The organism is Kangiella taiwanensis (assembly GCF_020005165.1).
Classification (GTDB): Bacteria; Pseudomonadota; Gammaproteobacteria; order Enterobacterales; family Kangiellaceae; genus Kangiella; species Kangiella taiwanensis.
Genome location: NZ_JAHCLT010000001.1, coordinates 811,411 through 833,766 on the forward strand (window position 1 = coordinate 811,411; position 22,356 = coordinate 833,766).

At 43.9% G+C, this 22,356-nt stretch carries 17 protein-coding genes; 12 read left to right on the top strand and 5 right to left on the bottom strand.

Going from position 1 to position 22,356, the window contains the following annotated elements; translation table 11 throughout:
* Positions 1 to 221: 221 nt before the first annotated feature.
* Positions 222 to 701 carry a GNAT family N-acetyltransferase gene (locus KFK88_RS03945; RefSeq protein ID WP_223577354.1) on the bottom strand — a complete coding sequence of 160 codons (480 nt, stop codon included), beginning with the start codon at positions 699 to 701 and terminating at the stop codon, positions 222 to 224.
* 73 nt (positions 702 to 774) lie between these two features.
* Here KFK88_RS03945 and KFK88_RS03950 point away from each other — a divergent pair, with 73 nt between their 5' ends.
* The 3 genes from KFK88_RS03950 to KFK88_RS03960 all read left to right on the top strand — a co-directional run bounded on the left by KFK88_RS03950 (position 775) and on the right by KFK88_RS03960 (position 4,952).
* Positions 775 to 1,590, top strand: coding sequence for a TerC family protein (locus tag KFK88_RS03950; RefSeq protein ID WP_223577355.1), 816 nt, complete (start codon positions 775 to 777; stop codon positions 1,588 to 1,590).
* A 21-nt stretch (positions 1,591 to 1,611) separates the two neighbouring features.
* Positions 1,612 to 2,172 (top strand): hypothetical protein, encoded by a 561-nt coding sequence (locus tag KFK88_RS03955; RefSeq protein ID WP_223577356.1) that lies wholly within the window; start codon positions 1,612 to 1,614, stop codon positions 2,170 to 2,172.
* A gap of 158 nt (positions 2,173 to 2,330) precedes the next feature.
* On the top strand, positions 2,331 to 4,952 hold the full coding sequence (locus KFK88_RS03960) for an ExeM/NucH family extracellular endonuclease (RefSeq protein WP_223577357.1): 2,622 nt from the start codon (positions 2,331 to 2,333) through the stop codon (positions 4,950 to 4,952).
* Positions 4,953 to 5,003: 51 nt separating this feature from the next.
* On the opposite strand, the gene KFK88_RS03965 is transcribed toward KFK88_RS03960, so the two are convergent.
* A complete protein-coding gene (locus tag KFK88_RS03965; RefSeq protein WP_223577358.1) occupies positions 5,004 to 6,140 on the bottom strand; it encodes a DUF3592 domain-containing protein in 1,137 nt (378 codons plus the stop codon).
* Between the two features lie 104 nt (positions 6,141 to 6,244).
* Positions 6,245 to 9,064, bottom strand: coding sequence for an excinuclease ABC subunit UvrA (gene uvrA, locus KFK88_RS03970; protein ID WP_223577359.1), 2,820 nt, complete (start codon positions 9,062 to 9,064; stop codon positions 6,245 to 6,247).
* Between the two features lie 236 nt (positions 9,065 to 9,300).
* Here uvrA and KFK88_RS03975 point away from each other — a divergent pair, with 236 nt between their 5' ends.
* From KFK88_RS03975 to KFK88_RS03985, 3 genes are all read left to right on the top strand, one after another.
* Positions 9,301 to 10,671 carry an MFS transporter gene (locus KFK88_RS03975; RefSeq protein ID WP_223577360.1) on the top strand — a complete coding sequence of 457 codons (1,371 nt, stop codon included), beginning with the start codon at positions 9,301 to 9,303 and terminating at the stop codon, positions 10,669 to 10,671.
* A 34-nt stretch (positions 10,672 to 10,705) separates the two neighbouring features.
* The gene (gene ssb / locus KFK88_RS03980) at positions 10,706 to 11,170 is read left to right on the top strand and encodes a single-stranded DNA-binding protein (protein WP_223577361.1); all 465 of its coding nucleotides are present in this window, start codon (positions 10,706 to 10,708) and stop codon (positions 11,168 to 11,170) included.
* Between the two features lie 73 nt (positions 11,171 to 11,243).
* Positions 11,244 to 11,954 (top strand): Bax inhibitor-1/YccA family protein, encoded by a 711-nt coding sequence (locus tag KFK88_RS03985; RefSeq protein ID WP_223577362.1) that lies wholly within the window; start codon positions 11,244 to 11,246, stop codon positions 11,952 to 11,954.
* Between the two features lie 72 nt (positions 11,955 to 12,026).
* On the opposite strand, the gene KFK88_RS03990 is transcribed toward KFK88_RS03985, so the two are convergent.
* Both KFK88_RS03990 and KFK88_RS03995 read right to left on the bottom strand, forming a co-directional pair.
* Positions 12,027 to 13,118: a mechanosensitive ion channel family protein gene (locus tag KFK88_RS03990; protein WP_223577363.1), complete on the bottom strand. Its 1,092-nt coding sequence runs from the start codon at positions 13,116 to 13,118 to the stop codon at positions 12,027 to 12,029.
* A gap of 251 nt (positions 13,119 to 13,369) precedes the next feature.
* Complete coding sequence (locus tag KFK88_RS03995) at positions 13,370 to 14,497, bottom strand: OprO/OprP family phosphate-selective porin (RefSeq protein WP_223577364.1); 1,128 nt, start codon at positions 14,495 to 14,497, stop codon at positions 13,370 to 13,372.
* Positions 14,498 to 14,746: 249 nt separating this feature from the next.
* On the opposite strand from KFK88_RS03995, the gene KFK88_RS04000 reads away from it, so the two are divergent.
* Genes KFK88_RS04000 through phoR form a run of 6 tightly spaced genes read left to right on the top strand, consistent with a single transcriptional unit; the run spans position 14,747 to position 22,255 of the window.
* Positions 14,747 to 16,990: an ABC transporter permease subunit gene (locus KFK88_RS04000; RefSeq protein WP_223577365.1), complete on the top strand. Its 2,244-nt coding sequence runs from the start codon at positions 14,747 to 14,749 to the stop codon at positions 16,988 to 16,990.
* Between the two features lie 12 nt (positions 16,991 to 17,002).
* Positions 17,003 to 18,610, top strand: coding sequence for a phosphate ABC transporter permease PstA (pstA, locus tag KFK88_RS04005; protein ID WP_223577366.1), 1,608 nt, complete (start codon positions 17,003 to 17,005; stop codon positions 18,608 to 18,610).
* Positions 18,611 to 18,633: 23 nt separating this feature from the next.
* The gene (gene pstB / locus KFK88_RS04010; RefSeq protein ID WP_223577367.1) at positions 18,634 to 19,437 is read left to right on the top strand and encodes a phosphate ABC transporter ATP-binding protein PstB; all 804 of its coding nucleotides are present in this window, start codon (positions 18,634 to 18,636) and stop codon (positions 19,435 to 19,437) included.
* A gap of 23 nt (positions 19,438 to 19,460) precedes the next feature.
* The gene (phoU, locus tag KFK88_RS04015; RefSeq protein ID WP_223577368.1) at positions 19,461 to 20,195 is read left to right on the top strand and encodes a phosphate signaling complex protein PhoU; all 735 of its coding nucleotides are present in this window, start codon (positions 19,461 to 19,463) and stop codon (positions 20,193 to 20,195) included.
* A gap of 60 nt (positions 20,196 to 20,255) precedes the next feature.
* Positions 20,256 to 20,948, top strand: a complete 693-nt coding sequence (gene phoB, locus KFK88_RS04020; protein WP_223577369.1) for a phosphate regulon transcriptional regulator PhoB — start codon at positions 20,256 to 20,258, stop codon at positions 20,946 to 20,948.
* A gap of 11 nt (positions 20,949 to 20,959) precedes the next feature.
* Positions 20,960 to 22,255 (top strand): phosphate regulon sensor histidine kinase PhoR, encoded by a 1,296-nt coding sequence (gene phoR / locus KFK88_RS04025; RefSeq protein ID WP_223577370.1) that lies wholly within the window; start codon positions 20,960 to 20,962, stop codon positions 22,253 to 22,255.
* The last annotated feature ends 101 nt before the right edge of the window (positions 22,256 to 22,356 follow it).

Here is a 22,356-nt window from a genome sequence, read left to right on the forward strand (position 1 = left end):
TTTGCACCAATACCCCGTAAACATTAGCCGAAACGATTGAAAATTATAGTGCAAATTGGGCAGGGATAGCCCAATTTAATCAAAACGAAACAGGATGTTTCGTTTGATGGCACGTCATAATTTTTGATCGTGAGGGAAGCCGAAGGTCTAATGTTTGGGGCGATTTTTTTGGTTCGTTTTTTGCTCGTGCAAAAAATGAACGTTGGGAAAGTAGGCGTAACCTACAAAAACATCTCCATCACAATGTCACACCGATGATAATCCACTCGTGATTCGTGATTATTAAACTCTTTAAACCCGAGCTTTTCATAGAGTTTCATGGCTGGCTTGAGTTTGCGGTTGGATTCTAGAAACAAGCGTTTACAACCGCGCTTTTTGGCTTCTTCAATAACGGCTAGAGCGAGCAGCTTGCCGACGCCAGTGCCCTGATTGCCTTCTAAGACCCCCATCTTTGATAATTCATACTCGTCATCTGCCCACTTTTTTAAGGCACAGGCTGCAATAATTTGCCCACTTTCAGTGTTTCTTGCGAAGAGTATTTGCCCACCGGTATCGATGAGGTATTTCTTAGGATCGTTGAGGACGCGTTGATCCTCGGCTTCGACTTCGAAGTACTTTTCAATCCACGCTTGATTGATGACTTTGAAGTCTTCGGCTAACTCTGGCGTGAAAGGTATGATGTCGACAGTGGCTTGGGTCATAGTGATGGATCTCGAAATATCAAACGGCTATGCTAAGATGCAATCAGTAAATCATAATTAAAGAGAACAAAGAATGGAACTATTTACTATCGAAAACCTATTTACTTTAGGTATGTTGATCGTGTTGCAGGCCGTATTAGGTTTTGACAACTTGCTCTATATCTCCCTTGAGTCGAAACGTGCACCTCTGGAACAGCAAAAGAAAGTTCGTTGGTTCGGTATTGGGTTGGCTGTTGTTTTGCGAATCATTTTGCTTTTCTTATTGGTCAAATTGATTGATCTTGTCAAAGACACCTTATTTACCATCAATTGGGAAGGTGTGGTGACGGGGACCTTTAATCTCGAAAGTATTATCGTGCTATTTGGTGGTATTTTTATTATGTACACCGCGGTAAAAGAAATTTGGCACATGATGGCGTTAGAGGTTAGTGACGGCAAAGAGCGGAAACCTCAGTCAGCGGGTAAAGTAATTTTTCTGATTGTACTGATGAACTTGGTGTTCTCGTTTGACTCGATTCTAAGTGCTATGGCCTTAACCGATAACTTCTGGATCATGGCGATTGCAATTATCTTAAGTGGTATCGCTATGATTTGGTTAGCGGATACGGTATCAGCTTTCTTGCAAAAGAACCGCATGTTTGAAGTGTTGGGTTTATTTATTTTATTAGTCGTGGGCATTATGTTGCTGGCTGATGGTGGTCATAAATCTGAATTACACTTCTTTGGCTACCCGATTGAGCCAATGAACAAAGCGACTTTCTACTTTGTGATTGCTGTGATGGTACTGAGTGATATTGTGCAGTCGAAATATCAAAAGATCCTGATGAAGAAAAAAGAAGCCGCTGCAAAGGCTAAAGCTGAGCAAGAGGCGCAAGAAGAAATACTGTAAGGCAATTTAGGGTTGTTTATCATGTTGGTGATTGCTTTCTTAATAATGTTATCTGATGGTTGGGTGAACTCACTCGTCCCAGAAAAAATATTATTAGAAGAGTTCGGCTATAGTTGCAAGGATCTGACTCTTACAACTATAGTAAATAAGTCGGACGAAGTGTACTTTGTTCAAGTCTTAGGTGAGTACACGCCTATTCCTATAAATAAGGGTAGGATGTCATATGGAGAATTAGAAAGTCAGGGTTACTCTTTAAATGAGGCTGCCTACATTCGTTGGAATGAATATATAAGGCAGTTTTCTAAGGTTTATGAGTTTAGAGTTGTTGAGCAATTAAAAGGTAATCAACAGGGTAAGGTTTTATACAAAGTAAACGATCCTATTTACCTAAGTAAAGGTAGGCTTAGGGAAAGAAATATAGAAAACAATAAGCTGTATAATTGCGTAATGCCTATAGAGTTTGAAGTCGGTAGTTACTATGTTGTTTTTCCTGAAAGCTTGAATCATCCTGAGAATATGATCAAGGTTGACTTAGAAAGTAAAGCAAGGTTGGAAAGAGTCAAAAAGATATTAAGCAAATAGGCAATGTTACAGTCATATGAACAAATAATGAGTATTTATAAATATTTGCATAACTTCTCAAAGCAAGAGTTAGTAACTTTTTTGTCATCAAATTGATGTTGGCCTGAAATATTAATTACCAATAATCCCCTTTTTATAACAGAAAGACGGAAGGGGTTATGTCAAACTTTAATCATTTAAAGCGTTTACCTAGCTTAATTGCACTGAGTTTAGGAACGCTAGTCGCAACTCAGGCTCAGGCCGATATCATTATTTCAGAGTACATCGAAGGCAGCAGTTATAATAAAGCCATTGAGCTTTACAATAATTCAAGCAACGCGATTTCTTTAGACGATTACCAACTTAAATTTTACTTCAACGGAAATACCTCAGCCTCGACAACAATGAGTTTGTCGGGGACTATTGCCAGTCAGCAGACATTTGTCATTGCCAACAATCGTGCTGATGCAGCGATTTTAAATGTGGCTGATTTAACCAATGGTTCGAGTTGGTTTAATGGCGATGATGCCATTGAGTTAGTGAATAGTTCAGGTCTAGTCGATAGTATTGGTCAAGTAGGAACTGACCCCGGAAGTTACTGGGGAGATAGCACTGCTAAGACGCAAAACATGACCTTATTGCGTAAACCAAGCTCAAGTGCAGACACCAACAGTGGCGATGCTTATGATGTGGCTGGGCAATGGGATACGTTGGCGCAAGACGACTTTTCAGACTTGGGTCAATATGCTGGTGGAAGTGATCCTGTTGGCGAAATCGGTGCTTGTGGCGACAGCAAAACCTTTATTCATGAAATCCAAGGTAGTGGTTTAGTCAGTCCACTCGATGGCCAGAGTGTGGTAATCGAAGCGGTTGTAACGGCGGATTTTTCAGCATCAGGACAGCTGAACAGCTACTTCGTACAAGAAACAGCGGCAGAACAAGATACTGACTCTGCAACTTCTGAAGGCTTAATGGTATGGCTGGGTTCAAACACTTATAACTTATCGGTTGGCGATCGCGTCCGTATCGCGGGTACCGTTGATGAGTATTACGACAAAACCCAGCTGACGAACATTACGGACTTAATTAATTGTGGCACGTCACCAGTTCCTGCTCCGACGGTAATTCAGTTGCCTTTAACATCAGAAAACGATTTGGAATCTCAAGAAGGTATGCTCGTTGAGTTTCAGCAATCGTTAAAAGTCACGGAGAATTATAATCTGGGACGTTATGGTGAATTAGTATTAGCGACTGATCGCTTGTTCCAGCCAACTCAATTACATCGTCCGGGCAATGATGCCCAACAGTTGGCGGATGCTAATGCGCTTAGTACCATAGTGCTTGATGATTACAGTATGGCGCAGAATCCTGAAACCGTTATTTATCCGACTGGCGACTTATCGTTTTATAATACGGTTCGTACAGGCGATACGGTCAGCAACTTAGTCGGGGTCATTGATTACGGCTTTGGTGTCTATCGACTGCAACCAACGCAACAGCCAAGTTTTAGTTCAACTAATACAAGAACAACGGCTCCACAGCTCGCTGGCACTGGCAACCTTCGTGTCGCGAGTTTCAACGTTTTAAATTATTTTAACGGTGATGGTCAAGGAGGTGGCTTCCCAACTGCTCGCGGTGCCGATACCTTTACGGAATTCCAGCGTCAGCGCGATAAAATCATCAACGCTATCCTCGCCATGGATGCGGATATCATCGGTATCATGGAAGTCGAAAATGATGGCTTTGGTAGCGATAGCGCGATTCAAGACTTGGTTAATGGGTTGAATTCGCTAGCTCCAGCGAATGAGCAGTACGCTTTCTCGCAACCTGCCTCATCGCAAGTGGGTACTGACGCCATCGCTGTAGGTATTATTTATCGCTCAAGTTCAGTAACAGAAGAAGGCACTGCGGTTACCACGAATGCTTATCCATTCGATGCCAAGAATCGCCAACCACTGGTACAAACCTTTAAGCATAGTGAGTCGGGCGAGTTAATCACGGTTGCGGTTAACCACTTTAAATCAAAGGGGAGCTGCCCAAGCGATGGTAGTGCTAATGACGATCAGGGTGATTTCCAAGGCTGTTGGAACGAGCGTCGCACCGAAGCGTCGACTTATTTAGCGAGCTGGTTAGCGACTAACCCGACAGGTGTCTCGACTTCAAATATCATGATCTTGGGTGATTTGAATGCTTATGCTAAAGAAGATCCTGTACATGAGATAGAGCAAAATGGTTATGTTAATTTAACGCAACCAACGGACTACAGTTACGTATTCAAAGGTTGGTCAGGCAGCTTAGATCATGCATTAGCAACAGGTGACTTAGCCAACAAGCTGGTAGATGTGACTGAGTGGCATATCAATGCTGACGAACCACGTATTTTGGACTATAACGTCGAGTACAAAACACCGGAACAGATTCAAAACTACTACTCAACGGATGCTTACCGCTCCTCGGATCATGATCCAATTATTGCAGAATTTAACTTCGCAGCTGCGCAGTCACACTCTGAGGTTATGGCTTTAGATGGATTGTGGGGCTTACCATTCTTCCCTCGCGTTTATTCTGTCGAACTACCTGATGATGTTAACAACTTGGAGGTTAAATTGAATGGTGGTTGGGGCAACGCTGATCTATTTTTATATAACAGCAATACCAATAAACCATTGTGCCGCTCAAAAAAACACGGTAACCAAGAACAATGCGTGATGACCAATCCACAGTCTGGCACTTGGTACATTGTCATTAAACCAAGCTGGTTTTATGCAGGTGTGAGCCTTAATGCCAACATCGCAAAGTAATTTGTTTGGTTAGAATAAAAAGCCCGCTTATTTAGCGGGCTTTTTTTTCTTTTAAGTGAAGTTATTAGGAATTTGATATTTGATAAGTTCTTGTTTATGAGAAAAATTAAACACAGGTATTTCATACCTGTGTTTAAAGTCTAGACCAGGTACATCGGCATGTACTTCTAATATCCTCTGAATACAATCATCAGAGAGGTTATTTCCTGAATCTGGCAACGCAGCAGGTATATCAAAGCAAAAGTCTAGCAGCGATAATGAGTTTTGACGAGAAACGCTTACTTTAGCTTCTTTACTCCACAAGCTTCTTATTTTAACGGTGGCTCTCCCGATTGAGTGTTCTAGCTGATAATGGCGACAAGCGAGCTTTACCGTGAGCTGCTTTGACTCTACTTTTGTATTTTTTACTGAGAGCTGTCCATGATTCTTCTGACCGGTAAAGTAAGGGAGTGGCTTTAGATGAAGTTCAGAGTAACCATATTTTCGTTTTCTTAGATGAAGTAAGACAATAATAGGGAGTAATATTAGTCCAATAAGAACACAGAAAAGTACTTCAGGATACACATAAAACCTCTTTCCTAAAAAGCCCATGCATCCTGAAAAGAGCGTCATTATCAGTATAGAGCCTACAAGGAGATGTTTGAGGTCACTTGAATTCCGAGGTGTGATAGAACCTTTCATCCATTCTTTTCGCCATAGCCAAGGCTCGTGTGGAAATTTTACTTGTAGAATTTCTCTTTGCCTACTCTCTAAGTAATGACTTAACCAGTGTAAAATCATTAAAATAGATAGAAGAAATAAGCCAAACAAAAACAGTATTAGTCCCAGTGCTTGTGGATAACTAAAGTAATCATCCACCATTGATTCGCTAGGTTGTTCGGGATTAACAAAAACGGTAATAGGGTTGTTAGATTGATACGATTCTTTTAATTGTCTCTGTATTTTGTCCCAACGACCTGAGAATTTTTTATAGTTATGAAAATAGCTTATTTTTGTATTGGTATAGTTGTTTCCTTTAAAAATATAATGATAACGGAAGTTATATTTTGATGAGGCACTTTCGTTCTTTGTTACCTTGGCTTCTGCTTTAACCCAGCTTAGACTTTGCCAAGATTTGTTGAAGTCATTTACTATGGAGAGTGACAAAAAGGCTGCTATAATTAGAAGGCCAATGCCTCCAATTAACATATAACGATTACTTCTGCTCTTCCTATAAATCACTCGCGGATTCCTTTTGGTGCAGTTTAGCTAGAGTATTCTGTGTACTCTAGCTAACTTGACTTTTACTATCTTTATAGCATCGGCTTTAGATATTTCCCAGTGTAACTGCCTTTTTCTTTGGCGACGTCTTCAGGAGTTCCGGTGGCGATGATTTGACCACCTTTGCTTCCACCTTCGGGGCCGAGGTCGACAATCCAGTCGGCTGTTTTGATGACGTCGAGGTTGTGTTCAATTACGACGACGGTATTGCCATGATCGCGTAGGCGATGAAGGACTTTTAGTAGCTGATTGACGTCGTGGAAGTGCAGGCCTGTAGTTGGTTCATCAAGGATGTATAGTGTTTGGCCTGTGTCGCGTTTCGATAATTCACGAGAAAGCTTCACACGTTGCGCTTCACCACCGGAGAGTGTGGTCGCTGCTTGTCCAAGTTTGATATACGACAGACCAACGTCCATTAGGGTTTGCAATTTGCGCGCTACGGCTGGGATTGCGTCAAAGAACTCACGTGCATCTTCAACCGTCAGCTCTAACACTTCATGAATGTTTTTGCCCTTGTATAAGACTTCAAGTGTTTCGCGGTTGTAGCGTTTGCCTTTACAGACATCACAGGCCACATACACATCCGGCAAGAAGTGCATTTCGACTTTGATCACGCCATCGCCTTGGCAGGCTTCGCAGCGTCCACCTTTGACGTTGAAACTAAAGCGGCCAGGTTTGTAACCACGAGCGCGTGACTCTTGTGTACCAGAGAATAGTTCACGGATTGGGGTGAAAATACCAGTATAAGTCGCTGGGTTAGAGCGTGGTGTACGGCCAATTGGGCTTTGGTCAATGTCGACCACTTTATCGATATTGTCTAAGCCGTCAATCGAGTCGTAAGCTTTGGGTTGCAAGCTTGATTTGTTGATTTTACGAGCGACGATAGGGTAGAGCGTATCGTTAATCAACGTTGATTTACCTGAGCCAGAAACACCTGTGATACAGGTTAAAAGACCGACTGGTAAGTCGAGGCTGACCTGGTTTAAGTTGTTACCAGTGGCGCCTTTGAGTGAGATAAATTTTTTGCTATCGGCTTTGGTGCGTTCTTTGGGCACTTCAATTTTTAGCTCACCGGTTAGGTATTTCGCTGTCAGTGAGTCTTTTTTCTTGATGATGTCTTTGAGCTGACCTGCGGCGACTACTTCTCCGCCGTGCACACCTGCTCCAGGGCCGATATCGACTACATAATCGGCGGCACGAATGGCGTCTTCGTCATGCTCGACTACGATGACGGTGTTACCTAGATCGCGTAGGTGAACCAGTGTTTTTAGTAGTCGATCATTATCCCGCTGATGTAAGCCAATCGACGGCTCATCCAGAATGTACATCACGCCCACTAGACCCGCACCAATTTGGCTGGCGAGGCGGATACGTTGGGCTTCACCGCCTGAAAGCGTGTCCGCGCTACGCTCTAGCGTTAGGTAATCGAGGCCGACATTGACCAAGAAACCCAGTCTATCGCAAATTTCTTTTAAGACTTTTGCTGCAATTTCACCACGCTGCCCCGGAAGGTCGAGCGTATTAAAGTAATTATGACTGTCTTCAATCGACCAGCGAGTAATCTCTGGAAGCGCGGTGCCTTCAATAAAGACATTGCGCGAGTTTTCGTTTAAGCGAGTGCCGTCACAGCTTGAGCAGCTTTGCGTAGTCATGTATTTTTGCAACTCTTCACGCACTGCGCTGGATTCTGTTTCATGGTAGCGACGCTGCATGTTGGGGATGATGCCCTCGAAGCGATGCTTACGCTGGTAGTTGTCACCGCGATCATTGGTGTACTCGAAATTAATTTGTGTCGTACCGCTACCATGCAAAATCACTTTTTGGGTTTTCTTATCAAGGCTGCTCCATGGCGCCTCGATATCAAACTTATAGTGCTTAGCCAGCGATTTGAGCATGTGGAAGTAGTAAACATTGCGACGATCCCAACCACGAATCGCGCCGCCAGCCAGAGAAATATCTTCGTTGGTGATGATTTTGTCTGGGTCAAAGAATTGATCGACGCCTAAACCGTCACATGTCGGGCAAGCGCCTGCTGGGTTGTTGAACGAGAAAATACGTGGCTCAAGTTCTTGGATTGAGTGACCACATGTCGGGCAGGCGTACTTTGCTGAAAAGACCATTTCCTCAGCATCCGGGTTATCCATCTCGGCAACACGGGCGATACCATCTGCTAATTCAAGCGCCGTCTCAAAAGATTCTGCTAGACGTTGCTGCAAGTCGGGTTTGACCTTAAAGCGGTCAACGATGACTTCAATCGTGTGTTTTTTGCGCAACTCTAACTCTGGTGGGTTGGCCAACTCATGCACTTCGCCATCGATGCGTGCGCGTACAAAGCCTTTAGCTTGTAACTCTTGCATCAACTGAATATGTTCACCCTTGCGGTTTTGCACCACGGGAGCCAACAACATGAGCTTCGAGCCGGCTTCACGCTCCAGTACCGCATCAACCATCTGGCTGATGGTCTGTGCCTCTAACGGTAATTGGTGCTCTGGGCAGTGCGGTGTGCCCACTCGTGCAAACAGCAGGCGCAGGTAATCGTAGATTTCTGTAATGGTGCCGACTGTAGAACGAGGGTTATGCGACGTCGATTTTTGCTCAATAGAGATTGCGGGTGATAGGCCTTCAATATGCTCGACGTCTGGCTTTTCCATCAACGATAGGAATTGGCGAGCATAAGCCGATAAGGATTCCACATAACGTCGCTGGCCTTCGGCATACAAAGTGTCGAAGGCTAGTGAGGACTTACCTGAGCCTGATAAGCCGGTAATCACAATCAGCTTGTCGCGTGGCAGGACTAAGTCAATATTTTTAAGGTTGTGGGTTTTTGCACCGCGGATGTCTATCGTATCCATCAAGTTCCTACTGCTTTATTCGGTTGAAATCGCATGGCGTGGTAAGCCATTATTTGTTGAGCACATTATCAATGATTGAATGTGAAACAAAAGTCAGCGTTTGCTGACATTGGACTATGCGTCGAGAAAATAAATTTGGTCTTTACGCCATAAAATGCGAGAATCACAAACCGTTAACTATAGCGTGAAATGAGGCCTTGCGAAAAGCCTTTTAGAGATTATTAACTGAATCATTTATGAAGTCCTCACCACTAACCTCATTAGAACGTCGATCAGCGGTTTCCCTAGCCAGTATCTTTGCCCTACGCATGTTAGGGTTATTCATGTTGTTGCCTGTGATTCGTATTCTGGGCGAGGATCTAGAAGGCGCGACGCTACCACTTTTGGGGCTAGCGCTGGGTATTTATGGGTTATCGCAAGCAGTTTTACAGCTTCCGCTAGGTCTTTTGTCCGACAAGATTGGCCGCAAGCCTGTGATTTATGGTGGCTTAGTGGTGTTTATCGCAGGTAGCTTAGTCGCAGGATTTTCAGAGTCCATCTGGGGCTTAATTATTGGCCGTGCATTACAAGGCGCTGGCGCTATAGCCAGTGCTGTCATGGCGCTAGCGGCGGATTTAAGCCGCCCTGAACAGCGCTCGAAAATGATGGCGATGATCGGTGGCAGTATTGGCTTAGCTTTCGCTATTTCATTGATTTTAGGACCAATTTTAAGCGAGTGGTTGTCGCTTCAAGGATTATTCTTCGTTATTGCTGCATTGGCTTTTATTGCATTGATTGTGGCAATGACGGTGGTGCCGCGCGGCGATCAGGCCAGTAAAGTCCATTTAAATCTGACCTTTGCAGAGCGTTGGAAGCACGTCACTGCGAAAGGGCGAATTTTTGTTCTTGCGCTTGCTGTGTTCGTGATTCACTGGTCACTAGTGGCCGTTTTCATGATTGTGCCGGATAAGTTAGAGCAAAGCGGTTTTGCGCTGGCACAACATTCGTGGATCTATTTAACCGTACTAATTTTATCGATTGCGTTGATGGTCCCTATGATGCTCGGCGCGGAGCGCAAGAAAATGCACCGCCAAATCATGCAGTTAGCCTTTTTCGTGATTGTTGTGGCGTTAGTTAGTTTATTCACTGGGTTTACCCACATAGCGTTCTGGCTGGTTGTTTTAACGTTATTCTTTGCAGGGTTTAATCTGCTGGAAGCCAAGCTGCCGTCTACGGTTTCTAACTTATTTGGCTCACAATATCGAGGCACAGCGCTGGGTATTTTTAGTACCAGTCAATTTTTAGGCGCTTTCCTTGGCGGTAGCTTAACGGGCTATTTATTACCAAAACTTGGGCTTGAAGGCATTTTGTACATGAATATCGCTTTAGCCGCTTTGGCTGGACTCGCCTTAACCTTCTTGGGTAAGCTTCCGGAAATACAGAAAATTGTGATACAACTGGACGATACGGATAAAGAATCAGGGCAAAAGGCGCAAATTTCGGCATTAAAGATGCCGGGAGTGCTCGAGGCCATTGCTAATGATGGTGAGGGCAAGGTATATTTACAGGTTGATAAATCACGTATTAATCAAAAGGACTTGATGGCTCTAGGCCAAATTGAAGGCTAGACACAAGACAGAATAGACAAAATAGGAGTACTACATGGCCAGTCGTGGCATTAATAAAGTTATTTTAGTTGGTAATCTCGGTAAAGATCCTGAAATTCGCTATACCGCCGATGGGCGCGCGATTGCTAACATTACGTTAGCAACTTCTGAAACATGGAAAGATAAGAATTCAGGTCAGCAACAAGAGAAAACTGAGTGGCACCGCATTGTGATTTTTGGCAAGTTAGCTGAAATCGCAGGTGAGTATTTGCGCAAAGGCTCGCAAGTTTACTTCGAAGGTAAGCTTCAAACACGTAAGTGGCAAGATCAATCAGGTCAAGACAAATACACTACAGAGGTGGTGGTCGACATTAATGGTCAAATGCAGATGTTAGGTGGCCGTAGTGGCGGCGGTGGTGATACCTCTTTCGGTAACAATTCTCGCCCACAGCAGCAAAACCAGCAGCCTCAGCCTGCGCCAGCGATGGATGATGACTTTGACGACGACATTCCGTTCTAATGACCGGCCAAGTGTCACATTGAACAGTTACTCTATTAAATAATAACGATGGGCTTGAATTAAGGAGAACATAATGAGCTATCAAGATATTCAACAACAAGAATCAGCGGTCAGCCGAGCAGGGTTAGGCGATCGTGCTAAATTTATTACGAAGACCTATAACCATTTGTTGGCTGCGATCTTTTTATTCGTTTTGGCAAGCGTATGGTTATTCCAGTCTGGTACGTCACTTAAAATTGCTACGTTCTTTGGCTCGATGGGTATGGGCGGTAACTTACTTATGTTTGCCTTATTCATTGGTATTGGTTGGTTCGCAAGTCGTTTCGCCCATACTGCAGAATCAAAAGCAGTCCAGTATATGAACTTGGCGATATTCACATTGCTTTATGCGGTGTTCTTCTCGCCAATCCTGCTGGTCGCTGCGATGAAAGCTCCTGGAGTGATTCAAAGTGCCGCGACTATCACGTTAATTGGTGCAGGCATCCTAACTGCAATTGCTTTTATTACGCGCAAAGACTTTTCTTTCTTACGTGGTATTGTCATGTGGGGCTTTGGTCTGGCTGCATTAGCAATCGTAGGCGGTATGATATTTGGCTTCCAGCTAGGTACCTGGTTTAGCGTTGCTATGATTGGCATTTCTGGTGCTGCGATTTTGTACGATACGTCAAACATTATTCACCATTACCCAGAAGATAAGTATGTTGGTGCATCGATTGAGTTGTTTGCCAGTATCGCAATGCTTTTCTTGTATATCCTACGTTTATTTATGGCAAGTGACGAATAACAAGAACTTCTAATTCTCGATAATAAAAAAGCGGCTTTTTAGCCGCTTTTTTATTATCGGTTGTCAGAACGTTTACTCCTGAGGCTTGTCCGAGGAGCCTTCTTTACCTTCACGGCTGATTTCCTCTGACTTACTTTCGAGGAACTCTGACATCTGTTTCTCTCGGGTCTTAAGCTTCTCATAGCTTTCTTTGAGTTCTTGCTCGACCTCTTTATTTTCAGCATTTTTTATGGCTTCTTTGGCTTGTTCCATGCGCTCCAACAAATCCTCGTGTTGTTGGGTCATCTCATCAAGCTTACTGGCTTTGTCCGCTTTATCGAAGATCACGTCTTCAGGACTGTCGCTTTCTTTTTTCGCTTGCTGTTTGCGTTGTTTCGGAATAAACACTTGCTCGTTGACTTGGCGCTGATTCATGAAGGTAGGAGACACTATTTCGATGTCGGCCTTGTGTAAAGCATCGAGGACACACTTGTTGAGTGTGGAGCGAGCTGAGAGAGTGGTTTTGAGATCTTTCGCTAAGCCATGCACCTTGTAGACGATGGAGTAATCGCCAAGACTGTCAATATAGACAAACGGTTTATCCAGTTCGGCTGCTTCAGCAGCTTTGAGCAGGAGCGGTTCTATCACGGTATGATCAACGTCATAACCCAAGGAGAGCTGTGTCGAAATAATGGTGCCATCACTGTGCATCACGGTCACAGGGTTTGTCGCTAGAAAGAGATTGGGCAAAGTAATCAAGTCACGATCAATGCTTTGTAACTCGGTGTGAAGTAAGCCGCGACCTGAAACTCGTCCAAACATATCTTTGACTTCGATAAAGTCTCCCATGCGGAAGTTACGCACCGAGCGTAACCAGATCCCCGCCATGATATTGCCCAAGAACGTTGCCGAACTCAGAGCGATAGAAGCTGATAGCACGATCCCGATCAACGAGATAATCTGGTTTTTTATGCTGTCTTTTATCGGCAGGGCGATAACAAAGATAATGATCAGCAATAGGATAAAGACGATGTTGGTGATCTGCTTTTGCAGCATCAGGCTACTTTTTTTCTTATTGCTTAAGTCGAATGCTTTTTGTAGCGCTTGATAGAGAAAAAAACCTATCGCAAGAACGGCGACGGGCCACAATACATCAGCTAAGTTGAAGTCGAAAGAATCTAACATATTGAATTCCTTAGTAGAGATTCCTTAATGATAGAGAATTATGGTGATCTTGCAAGTAACGGGTTTATTGGGTTCAACCCGATTGGGCTTCCTTCGTAACTGAGGACTAGTACCTTATACGTTCTGATTTTAAACTCAGGCTTTCCGCAAGAAAATGTTTTTGAGTCACATTGTATGGTCCCATGATTTTAGAGTAGGCAATAAAAAAGGGCGCTTGAAAGCGCCCTTTGATATCTAAGAACTAAAGAATTTTAGAATACGTATTGGAAACGTACTGCGATAGCGTTGCCGTCTTTATTAACGCCACCTTCAGTCATGTCACCCATCACGTAGTTAACGCCAACACGTACAGCTTTGCTTGCGTAGTAGTTTAAGCCTAGTGTCACAGCGTCAGCTTCGTCTGAACCTGGCTCGTATTGGCTGAAACGACCAAACATTTCCCAAGCACCGTTTTCGCCTTTAGGTGATACGCGCTTGAATTTACCTTTGCTGTATGGACGAGACTCACCAGTTAATACGTAACCGAATTGTGCGTAGTAACCTGAGATGTCAGTATCAGCGTTGAAACCGCCGTCTACTTCTGCGTCGAAGAATTCAGCTTGTGCGTGGAAAGGACCAGCAGCATAAGCAACTTCGAAGTTGTAAGCTGTAATGCTTTCACCAACGATACTACTTGAACCTACTTTTTCGTCAGCAGTGTGGATTTCTAGACGCTGGTCAGCATCACCATATTCGTTACCTGCTAAACGGCTTTGGCGGAAACCTGCACCGAAGTGTAATACTTGGTTTTTTGTCACTACTGGAGCGAACGTCATACGGCCTGTAACGCCAGTAGCAATGTTGCCACCTTCGTCACCGTGGTCATACAAGCCAACCATCCAAGTGAACTCATCGCTGAATGAACCTAACGACGCACCGTAGTTTTTGCCTGGAGCCAATGCGTTAGTGATCATTGTGCGCTCGATAGCAGTGATGTCTTTAGAAGACGTTTGCTCTTCAAGGCCAAAAGGCTCTTTGTGCTTACCAAGAACTAGCTCAAGGTCATCCCAACCGTTGTATTGGATGTAAGCGTCGCTTAAAGCTGTGTCGCCATCATCTTTAAAGTCGCCCTGTACTTTTGCTTCCCAGTTGCCGAACTCACCGCTCACGTAGATACGCGCACGACGTAGTTCTGAGTCAGAGCCAGAACCTGTGTTGCCTGTAAATGCTTCATCATCGAACCAGTCGATGTCATACATTAAACGACCGCCAACTTTAATGCTTACGTCGTCAGTCTTGAATTTTGCGCCGCCGCCAGCTTTAGCCTTTACTTCGCTTTCTGCGAAAGCTGGAGTAGAGATTACAGCTGCTACTGCTACTGCTAATAATTTTAATTTCATTGTCATCTCCAAAAAAAGAGGGTTTTATTAAAAGACGGTGTGAATTCTACGGTTAATTTATGACAGTTACATGACAGAAACGCTAAGGGTTTGTGAAACAGGTAATATTACAGAAACTTTATCCTATATTATGAATCATCAATAGCTTATAGCATGGCTGTCATAATTCTAGGCTAATATTACTAAGGTTTAACAATAGTGTCACATTCCTTTCTTATAATCTGCGCATGATTCTAGAATTGGTTTGCCATGAGTACCTCGATAAAAGACACCACGCGTAAGCTGTTAGACCAGCAAACGCAAAGTGGTAAGCATAAAAGGCGCAAGATAAACGACCTGCTGGCTCGTTATGGTATCGCTTTTGGCGGTATGTCAGTGATTGTTGCCGTTGTTCTTATCTGTTTTTACCTATTATGGGTGGTTTTGCCGATATTTAAGCCTGCTTCTGTGGAGTTAGAGAAGGATTACTCTTGGTCACAGCAGCAATTATTACACTTGGAAGTCGAAGAATATGGTGAAATTGCTTTTGGAGTAGGGCCCAGTGGAGAATTGCGGTTTACGGATATCGACAATAACGATGAAATTGCCGCTTTTGAGTTACCCCAGCAGCAAAATACTACCGCAATCGCACAACTTGATCTGAAAGGCATGATGGCGGTCGCCTACGCGGATGGCAGTATTCAGTTGTTTCAACATGATTATGCCATTAGCTACCCTAACAACAAGCGTAAGTTAACACCTCAAGTGTTATACCCGTTTGGTGAAGATGCCCTGTCTTTTGCTCAGTCTGAAGTAACGCTTCTAAACGGTAAGCTATGGGAAGATGGCTTATTGTTGGCGGGGCTGACAGAAAATAATCAAGTTATTACTAAGCAGTATTATGTTGAGCAGTCATTCCTTGGCGAAGGTTTAGAGCTTGATGAAGCGAATAGCGGAATGATTCAACTTGGCTTTGAGCCAAAGTATCTCTTGGCGACTCAAGGTCCCGACTGGTTGTATGCCATTGGCAAACAAGGCCAAATGAGCGCTTACCGTTTCGAAAGCGGCGAGTGGGCTTTACAAGAAACCAAGCAACTAACAGAAAGCGGTGTTGAGGTAACTCAGGCGAACTTTCTATTAGGACAAGTATCGTTAATGATCGGAGACTCCAGCGGTGTCGTCAGCCAATGGTTTCAGGTGCAACAAGACGGTGACGAAAGTACGCTGACTAAAATCCGTGACTTTAAGTTGGCCGATAGCGACATTACACACATTGTTCCAGAAGTTCGTCGCAAAGGTTTTATCGCCAGTGATAGCAAAGGCCAGGTCGGTGTGTTCTACACAACGTCAGAGCGCCTTCTAGAGGATTTTAGTTTTGGCCAGCCAGTACAAGCGCTAGCGATTAACTCTAGAAGTAATAAGCTACTGGTTGTAGGTGAGAACAATCAAGCGAGCACTTTCTTTGTTGAAAATGAGCACCCTGAGATTTCATGGTCATCGCTGTGGAATGAAGTCTTCTATGAAGGGTATAAGGAACCAACCTTCACTTGGCAATCGTCAGCGTCAACCAATGACTATGAGCCTAAGTTCTCTCTTGTGCCATTAAGTTTTGGTACCTTAAAGGCAGCTTTCTACGCTATGTTATTCGCGGTACCGCTGGCTATTTTCGGTGCTATCTTCACCGCCTATTTTATGGCACCTAAGATGCGTTCCATGGTCAAGCCTACGGTTGAGATTATGGAAGCCCTGCCAACGGTTATTTTGGGTTTCTTAGCTGGTTTATGGTTAGCTCCTATTATCGAGGAAACGTTAGTCGGGTTCTTACTTACCATTATTTTGTTACCTGTCTTTACGGTACTTTTTGGTTTAGCTTGGAATAAAGCTCCTGATGTTATAAAGCATAAGGTCCCTGATGGCTGGCAAGCGGCGCTATTATTGCCAGTGATAGTTCTTGGCACTGTTTTTGCGTTCTGGGTTGGTGAGCCAGTAGAAGCTTGGTTATTTAACGGTGACATGCCGCGTTGGTTAGATGACCATGGCATGAACTATGACCAACGTAACTCTCTGGTTGTGGGCTTAGCGATGGGCTTTGCTGTGATTCCAACGATTTTCTCTATCACTGAAGACGCTATCTTTAGTGTGCCGAAGCACTTAACAAACGGTTCGTTAGCGTTAGGGGCAAGTCAGTGGCAAACATTAACGCGCGTCGTATTGCCAACAGCGAGCCCAGGTATTTTCTCGGCGCTGATGATTGGTCTAGGTCGTGCAGTGGGTGAAACCATGATCGTACTGATGGCGACAGGTAATACGCCAGTGATGGATATGAACATCTTCGAAGGTATGCGTACGCTGTCCGCTAACATTGCAGTTGAGATGCCTGAGTCTGAGGTGGGAAGTTCACACTATCGCGTGCTGTTCTTAGCAGCATTTGTATTGTTCTTATTCACCTTCGCATTCAACACGATTGCGGAAGTGGTTCGCCAACGTTTACGTAATAAATACGGTTCACTGTAGGAGGAATGGACGATGAGTAAAAAATTCTTTAACAGTGGACAACACTGGGTTTGGTTAAACGCTGGAGCCATCAGTATCTCTATCATCATGGTAGTGGGCTTGTTGCTATTAATCGCTGTTCGTGGCTTGAGTCACTTCTGGCCAGCTGAGGTAAAAACCTTTGATGTTGTACAAGGTGAGGAAGTCATCCAAGTGATGGGTGAAATCCATAACACCGAAGATGACATTCAAAATGGTGTTGAGCGACAACAGTACCTGATTAAGACGGGTAATCGTGATGTTTATGGCCTAGACTTTAAGTGGCTAGATGTTAAAAACATCGAAGATACCAAGGTTAATGACGATGTGATTGTTGTTGAGCGTCGTGAATGGGGCAATCTGTATGGTTTCTTATCGTCAGTGACAAAAGACGGCACTATTTATAGAGAAGACCCTCAGGCTTTGCAGGATATTATTGAGCGAGCTTTAGACATTCATGGCGAAATTCGTGATATTGAAACAGGTGATATCGGTGCCATTAACTATGCGATGGAGCAGCTTCGCTTAGAACAGCGTGTATTGGAGTTAGATGGTGAGCTGACGGACGAAGCCCAAGCAGAACTTGATAAACGTAGGGCTGAGTTGCAAGAGGAATTTCTGAGTTATCAAGAGCAGCTGCAAATTCTGTATACCGACATTAAGCGAGACACTGCTGAGTTTACGTTGATCGGTGGTGAAAAAATCACTTTAACCGCGGGTAATATTGTTCGAGCGTTCCAACCAAACCAAATGGGTTTTTGGTCAAAGCTCGGTCACTACTTCTCTAAAATTGGCGAGTTTATTTTTGATGAGCCACGAGAAGCCAATACCGAGGGTGGTGTTTTTCCGGCGATTTTCGGTACGGTATTGATGGTACTGTTGATGTCGGTTGTGGTGACTCCGCTAGGTGTTGTAGCTGCAGTTTATATGCGTGAATACGCGAAGCAAGGACCTTTAACGCGCACTATTCGTATCGCGGTCAATAACTTGGCGGGTGTGCCGTCGATTGTATACGGTGTGTTTGGTTTAGGTTTCTTCGTTTACTTCTTAGGCGGGTCGATTGATGAGCTGTTCTACCCAGAAGTTAGTCCTTCCCCCATGTTTGGTACACCAGGATTGATTTGGGCATCTTTGACGCTGGCGCTATTAACCCTACCAGTTGTTATCGTGTCAACCGAAGAAGGTTTAGCTCGAATTCCTAAGTCGATTCGCGAAGGGAGTTTAGCGTTAGGTGCGACCAAGTTTGAAACTTTGCGTAAAACGGTATTGCCTATGGCTAGCCCAGCGATGATGACGGGTTTGATTCTTGCGGTAGCACGAGCTGCGGGTGAGGTCGCTCCGTTGATGCTGGTGGGCGTGGTCAAACTGGCGCCGACATTGCCGCTGGATGGTAATGCACCATTCTTGCACCTAGAGCGTAAGTTTATGCACCTTGGCTTCCACATTTATGATGTAGGCTTCCAGAGCCCGAACGTTGAAGCGGCACGCCCGTTGGTTTATGCCACAGCATTATTGTTGGTATTGATCATTATCCTATTGAATATTGCGGCAATCAAAATCCGTAATAACCTGCGCGAAAAATATAAGTCGCTTGAGCAGTAAAGAATTCCATCGAGGTAATTGAAATGACACAAGTATTGGAAGAAAAGACAATCGAACAGCACCTAGCAGATGAAAAGATTGCTATAGAGGTTGAAAAACTCAATTTGTTCTATGGTCAGAAGCAAGCGCTTTATGATATTGACATGAAAATACCTGAGAAAAAGGTGACTGCATTTATCGGTCCTTCAGGTTGTGGTAAGTCAACATTATTGCGTTGTTTTAACCGAATGAATGATTTAGTGGATATTGCTAGAGTCGCTGGTGATATCAATATTCATGGCAATAATATTAATCGTCCTGGGGTGGATGTTGCAGAATTACGCCGTAATGTGGGTATGGTTTTCCAAAAACCAAACCCATTCCCAAAGTCGATTTATGAGAACATTGCTTACGGTTTGCGTTTGCAAGGAATTAATAAGCGCCGCGTGTTAGATGAAGTGGTTGAGTGGGCGCTAAAAGGTGCGGCATTGTGGGACGAGGTGAAAGACCGTTTACACGAAAATGCATTGGGTATGTCGGGTGGTCAGCAGCAGCGTTTATGTATTGCTCGTGCTATCGCGGTACAACCAGAAGTTTTGTTACTGGATGAGCCAGCGTCGGCACTTGATCCAATCTCAACATTGAAGATTGAAGAGTTAATTCATGAATTAAAAAATGATTATACGATCGTCATCGTAACGCATAACATGCAACAAGCGGCACGTGTTTCTGATTACACAGCATTCATGTACATGGGTGATATGGTAGAGTTTGATCAAACGGATACGATTTTTACTAACCCATCGCAGAAGAAAACCGAAGACTATATTACTGGTCGATACGGTTAATCTATTTAAACTTGAGGTAACGAATGATGGATACTGAAAACTTAGGGCAACATATTTCTAAGCAGTTTAACCAAGACTTGGAAAATATTCGTGAAGAAGTTTTGGCGATGGGTGGCTTGGTTGAAGAGCAACTGACTAAAGCATTAGAAGCTTTAAATCAACATGACGTTGATTTAGCCAATGAAGTGATCGATAACGATGACAAAGTTAATGACTTTGAAATTAATATTGATGAAGCCTGCGTAAAAATTTTAGCGAAACGCCAACCAGCGGCTAGCGATTTGCGCTTGGTTTCGACCGTTCTAAAAACGATTACGGATTTAGAGCGCATTGGTGATGAAGCAGAAAAAATTGCACGCATGGCGGTTGATATTGCAGAGACTAAAGAAAAATCACCGCTTAATGGTAAGTTACATTATGGTGCCTTGCAGCATTTAGGTAGCCTAGTTAAAACTATGCTACACGAAGCGCTGGATTCATTCGCTCGAATGGATACAGAGTCAGCTGTAAAGGTCGCTAAAAAAGATAAAAAAGCGGACGATGAGTATGATGCCATTTCGCGTCAGCTCATGACTTATATGATGGAAGAACCACGTAGCATTTCACAGGTTTTAGATTTCTTGTGGGCGGCACGTGCATTGGAGCGTATTGGTGATCATGCTCACAATATATGTGAGTACATTGTGTATTTGGTTCAAGGTCAAGATGTTAGGCATTTGACTTGGGATGAAATACATAGGCTGGTAAAAAAACGGTAGTCGCTGGTAATGGCGAGGAACTAAAGCTATTATCCGTGTAAAAAGGAGTCTATTAAATTAATGAGTGCCAATATTCTCATCTTAGAAGATGAACGCGATATTCGCGAAATGCTAGCGTTTTGTATGTCGCAAGCGGGTTATGAGGTTGAGCAGGCTGCGACAGCTGAGCGCGTATTTGGGTTGATTAAAGAAGGGTATAAACCTGATTTGTTTCTCGTTGACTGGATGTTGCCAGGAGCGTCTGGTATTGAGTTGACGAAGAAGTTGAAAAAAGATCCAGATATGCAGTCGGTTCCTGTCATTATGCTAACCGCTCGTGGCGAAGAAGATGATAGAGTTCAAGGGCTAGAAGTTGGAGCAGATGATTACGTCGTTAAGCCGTTTTCGCCACGTGAACTCCTTGCTCGTGTACAAGCAGTATTACGTCGTAGTGGTCTAGCTACACAGGCAAGTGAGCAGCTGTCTCATGGCTCAATTCAAATTGATACCGCAAGTCATCGCGTACTGATCAATGGTTCAGAGGTTCATCTGGGACCAACAGAGTATAAAATACTGCATTTCTTTATGAGTAACCCAGAGCGCGTATTTTCACGTGGCCAGTTGCTAGATTCCGTTTGGGGACAGCAAGTGGTGGTAGAAGAGAGAACAGTGGATGTTCATATTCGACGTTTGCGTAAGGCGCTAGCTGAATACCAAGTCGAAAACTATGTCCAAACAGTTCGAGGTTCTGGTTACCGATTTTCAAGTAAATAAGGCATTTGCCCATGTGGACTAACCGTTTTTGGCAGGCAGAATTTTGGACACTAGCCTTTATTATCGTGGTTATGGGCTTGATTGGATCATTATTCGATCGAGCCGCTGCATGTATCGCGGTGATTATTTTTGCCTATTTGGTTTGGAATTTAGTTCAGCTTTCAAGGTTGTACAAATGGTTAGTCAAGTCTCGCTCTTTATATCCACCGTCTGCTCCAGGGATTTGGGGCGAGATTTTCAATCACCTTTATGTGCTGCAGCGAAAAAATCGCAAAGAACTAAAAAAGCTCAAAGGCATTATTTCTGAGTTTAGAGCGTCCACTTCTGCACTTCGTGAAGGAGCTTTGATTATTAGTAATCAAGGTGAGATCCGCTGGTTCAACAAAGCTTCAGAAAAACTCCTAGGCCTAAAAGCCAGTACCGATATTGGTCAGCGTTTGTTTAACCTGTTACGTCATCCCAGTTTTATTGAATATGAGCAAGCGCGTGATTATGAAAAGCCACTTACAATACATTCACCCGCAGATGAAAGTTTAATTCTGAATATTCATATCACGCCTTACAACAATGATCAGCGTTTGGTGATGATTCGTGATGTGACCGAGCGTTATCGTCTAGAGCGAGTGCGGCAAGATTTCGTCGCTAACGTCTCGCATGAACTTCGTACGCCATTGACCGTAATCAATGGTTACTTAGAAATGCTGGACCCAGACATGTACCCTGAGCTGTCAAAGGTTGAGAAGCCGTTACAGATGATGCGTCAACAAGCCTTAAATATGGGACACTTGGTCGATGACCTGTTGTTATTGTCTAGGCTTGATGCTAAAGAACCTTCGATAGGCGGTAAGCCACAACTGATTGATATCAATATCATGTTAGACAGTATTTGTGCTGAGGCGAGGGTGCTGAGTGGTGAGAAAGAACAAACCATTTTGTTCCACTCTCACAGCAATGCGACTCTTACCGGTTCTGAAAAGCAGTTACGCAGTGCTTTTTCTAACTTGGTGTTTAATGCTGTTCGATATACGCAAAAAGAGGGGCGTATTGATATTTTCTGGAAGGAAACCGATGAGCATCTTGTGATGACTGTAAAAGATAACGGTCCAGGCATCGAGCAGGAACATATTCCGCGACTGACGGAGCGCTTCTATCGGGTTGATTCTGGTCGTAACCGTTCGCAAGGTGGTACGGGGTTAGGCCTCGCTATCGTCAAGCATGTACTAGAAATGCATGACGGCTATCTGGATGTTGATAGCACGGTAGGGAAAGGTAGTGAGTTCAGTTGTTGCTTCCCCAAATCGTCATAATTTGCTTGATTACAACTTGAGCTTGCTAAGTAGCTTGGCCTGTCATAGACGTTGTTTCTTGTCTTTTATGACACTGTAGAACATTCTGGGTAGACATAACC

Coding starts and splice junctions, on each gene's coding strand:
- KFK88_RS03945 (WP_223577354.1), bottom strand. CDS start 701: ATGACCCAAGCCACTGTCGACATCATACCTTTCACGCCAGAGTTAGCC.
- KFK88_RS03950 (WP_223577355.1), top strand. CDS start 775: ATGGAACTATTTACTATCGAAAACCTATTTACTTTAGGTATGTTGATC.
- KFK88_RS03955 (WP_223577356.1), top strand. CDS start 1,612: ATGTTGGTGATTGCTTTCTTAATAATGTTATCTGATGGTTGGGTGAAC.
- KFK88_RS03960 (WP_223577357.1), top strand. CDS start 2,331: ATGTCAAACTTTAATCATTTAAAGCGTTTACCTAGCTTAATTGCACTG.
- KFK88_RS03965 (WP_223577358.1), bottom strand. CDS start 6,140: ATGTTAATTGGAGGCATTGGCCTTCTAATTATAGCAGCCTTTTTGTCA.
- uvrA (WP_223577359.1), bottom strand. CDS start 9,064: ATGGATACGATAGACATCCGCGGTGCAAAAACCCACAACCTTAAAAAT.
- KFK88_RS03975 (WP_223577360.1), top strand. CDS start 9,301: ATGAAGTCCTCACCACTAACCTCATTAGAACGTCGATCAGCGGTTTCC.
- ssb (WP_223577361.1), top strand. CDS start 10,706: ATGGCCAGTCGTGGCATTAATAAAGTTATTTTAGTTGGTAATCTCGGT.
- KFK88_RS03985 (WP_223577362.1), top strand. CDS start 11,244: ATGAGCTATCAAGATATTCAACAACAAGAATCAGCGGTCAGCCGAGCA.
- KFK88_RS03990 (WP_223577363.1), bottom strand. CDS start 13,118: ATGTTAGATTCTTTCGACTTCAACTTAGCTGATGTATTGTGGCCCGTC.
- KFK88_RS03995 (WP_223577364.1), bottom strand. CDS start 14,497: ATGAAATTAAAATTATTAGCAGTAGCAGTAGCAGCTGTAATCTCTACT.
- KFK88_RS04000 (WP_223577365.1), top strand. CDS start 14,747: ATGAGTACCTCGATAAAAGACACCACGCGTAAGCTGTTAGACCAGCAA.
- pstA (WP_223577366.1), top strand. CDS start 17,003: ATGAGTAAAAAATTCTTTAACAGTGGACAACACTGGGTTTGGTTAAAC.
- pstB (WP_223577367.1), top strand. CDS start 18,634: ATGACACAAGTATTGGAAGAAAAGACAATCGAACAGCACCTAGCAGAT.
- phoU (WP_223577368.1), top strand. CDS start 19,461: ATGATGGATACTGAAAACTTAGGGCAACATATTTCTAAGCAGTTTAAC.
- phoB (WP_223577369.1), top strand. CDS start 20,256: ATGAGTGCCAATATTCTCATCTTAGAAGATGAACGCGATATTCGCGAA.
- phoR (WP_223577370.1), top strand. CDS start 20,960: ATGTGGACTAACCGTTTTTGGCAGGCAGAATTTTGGACACTAGCCTTT.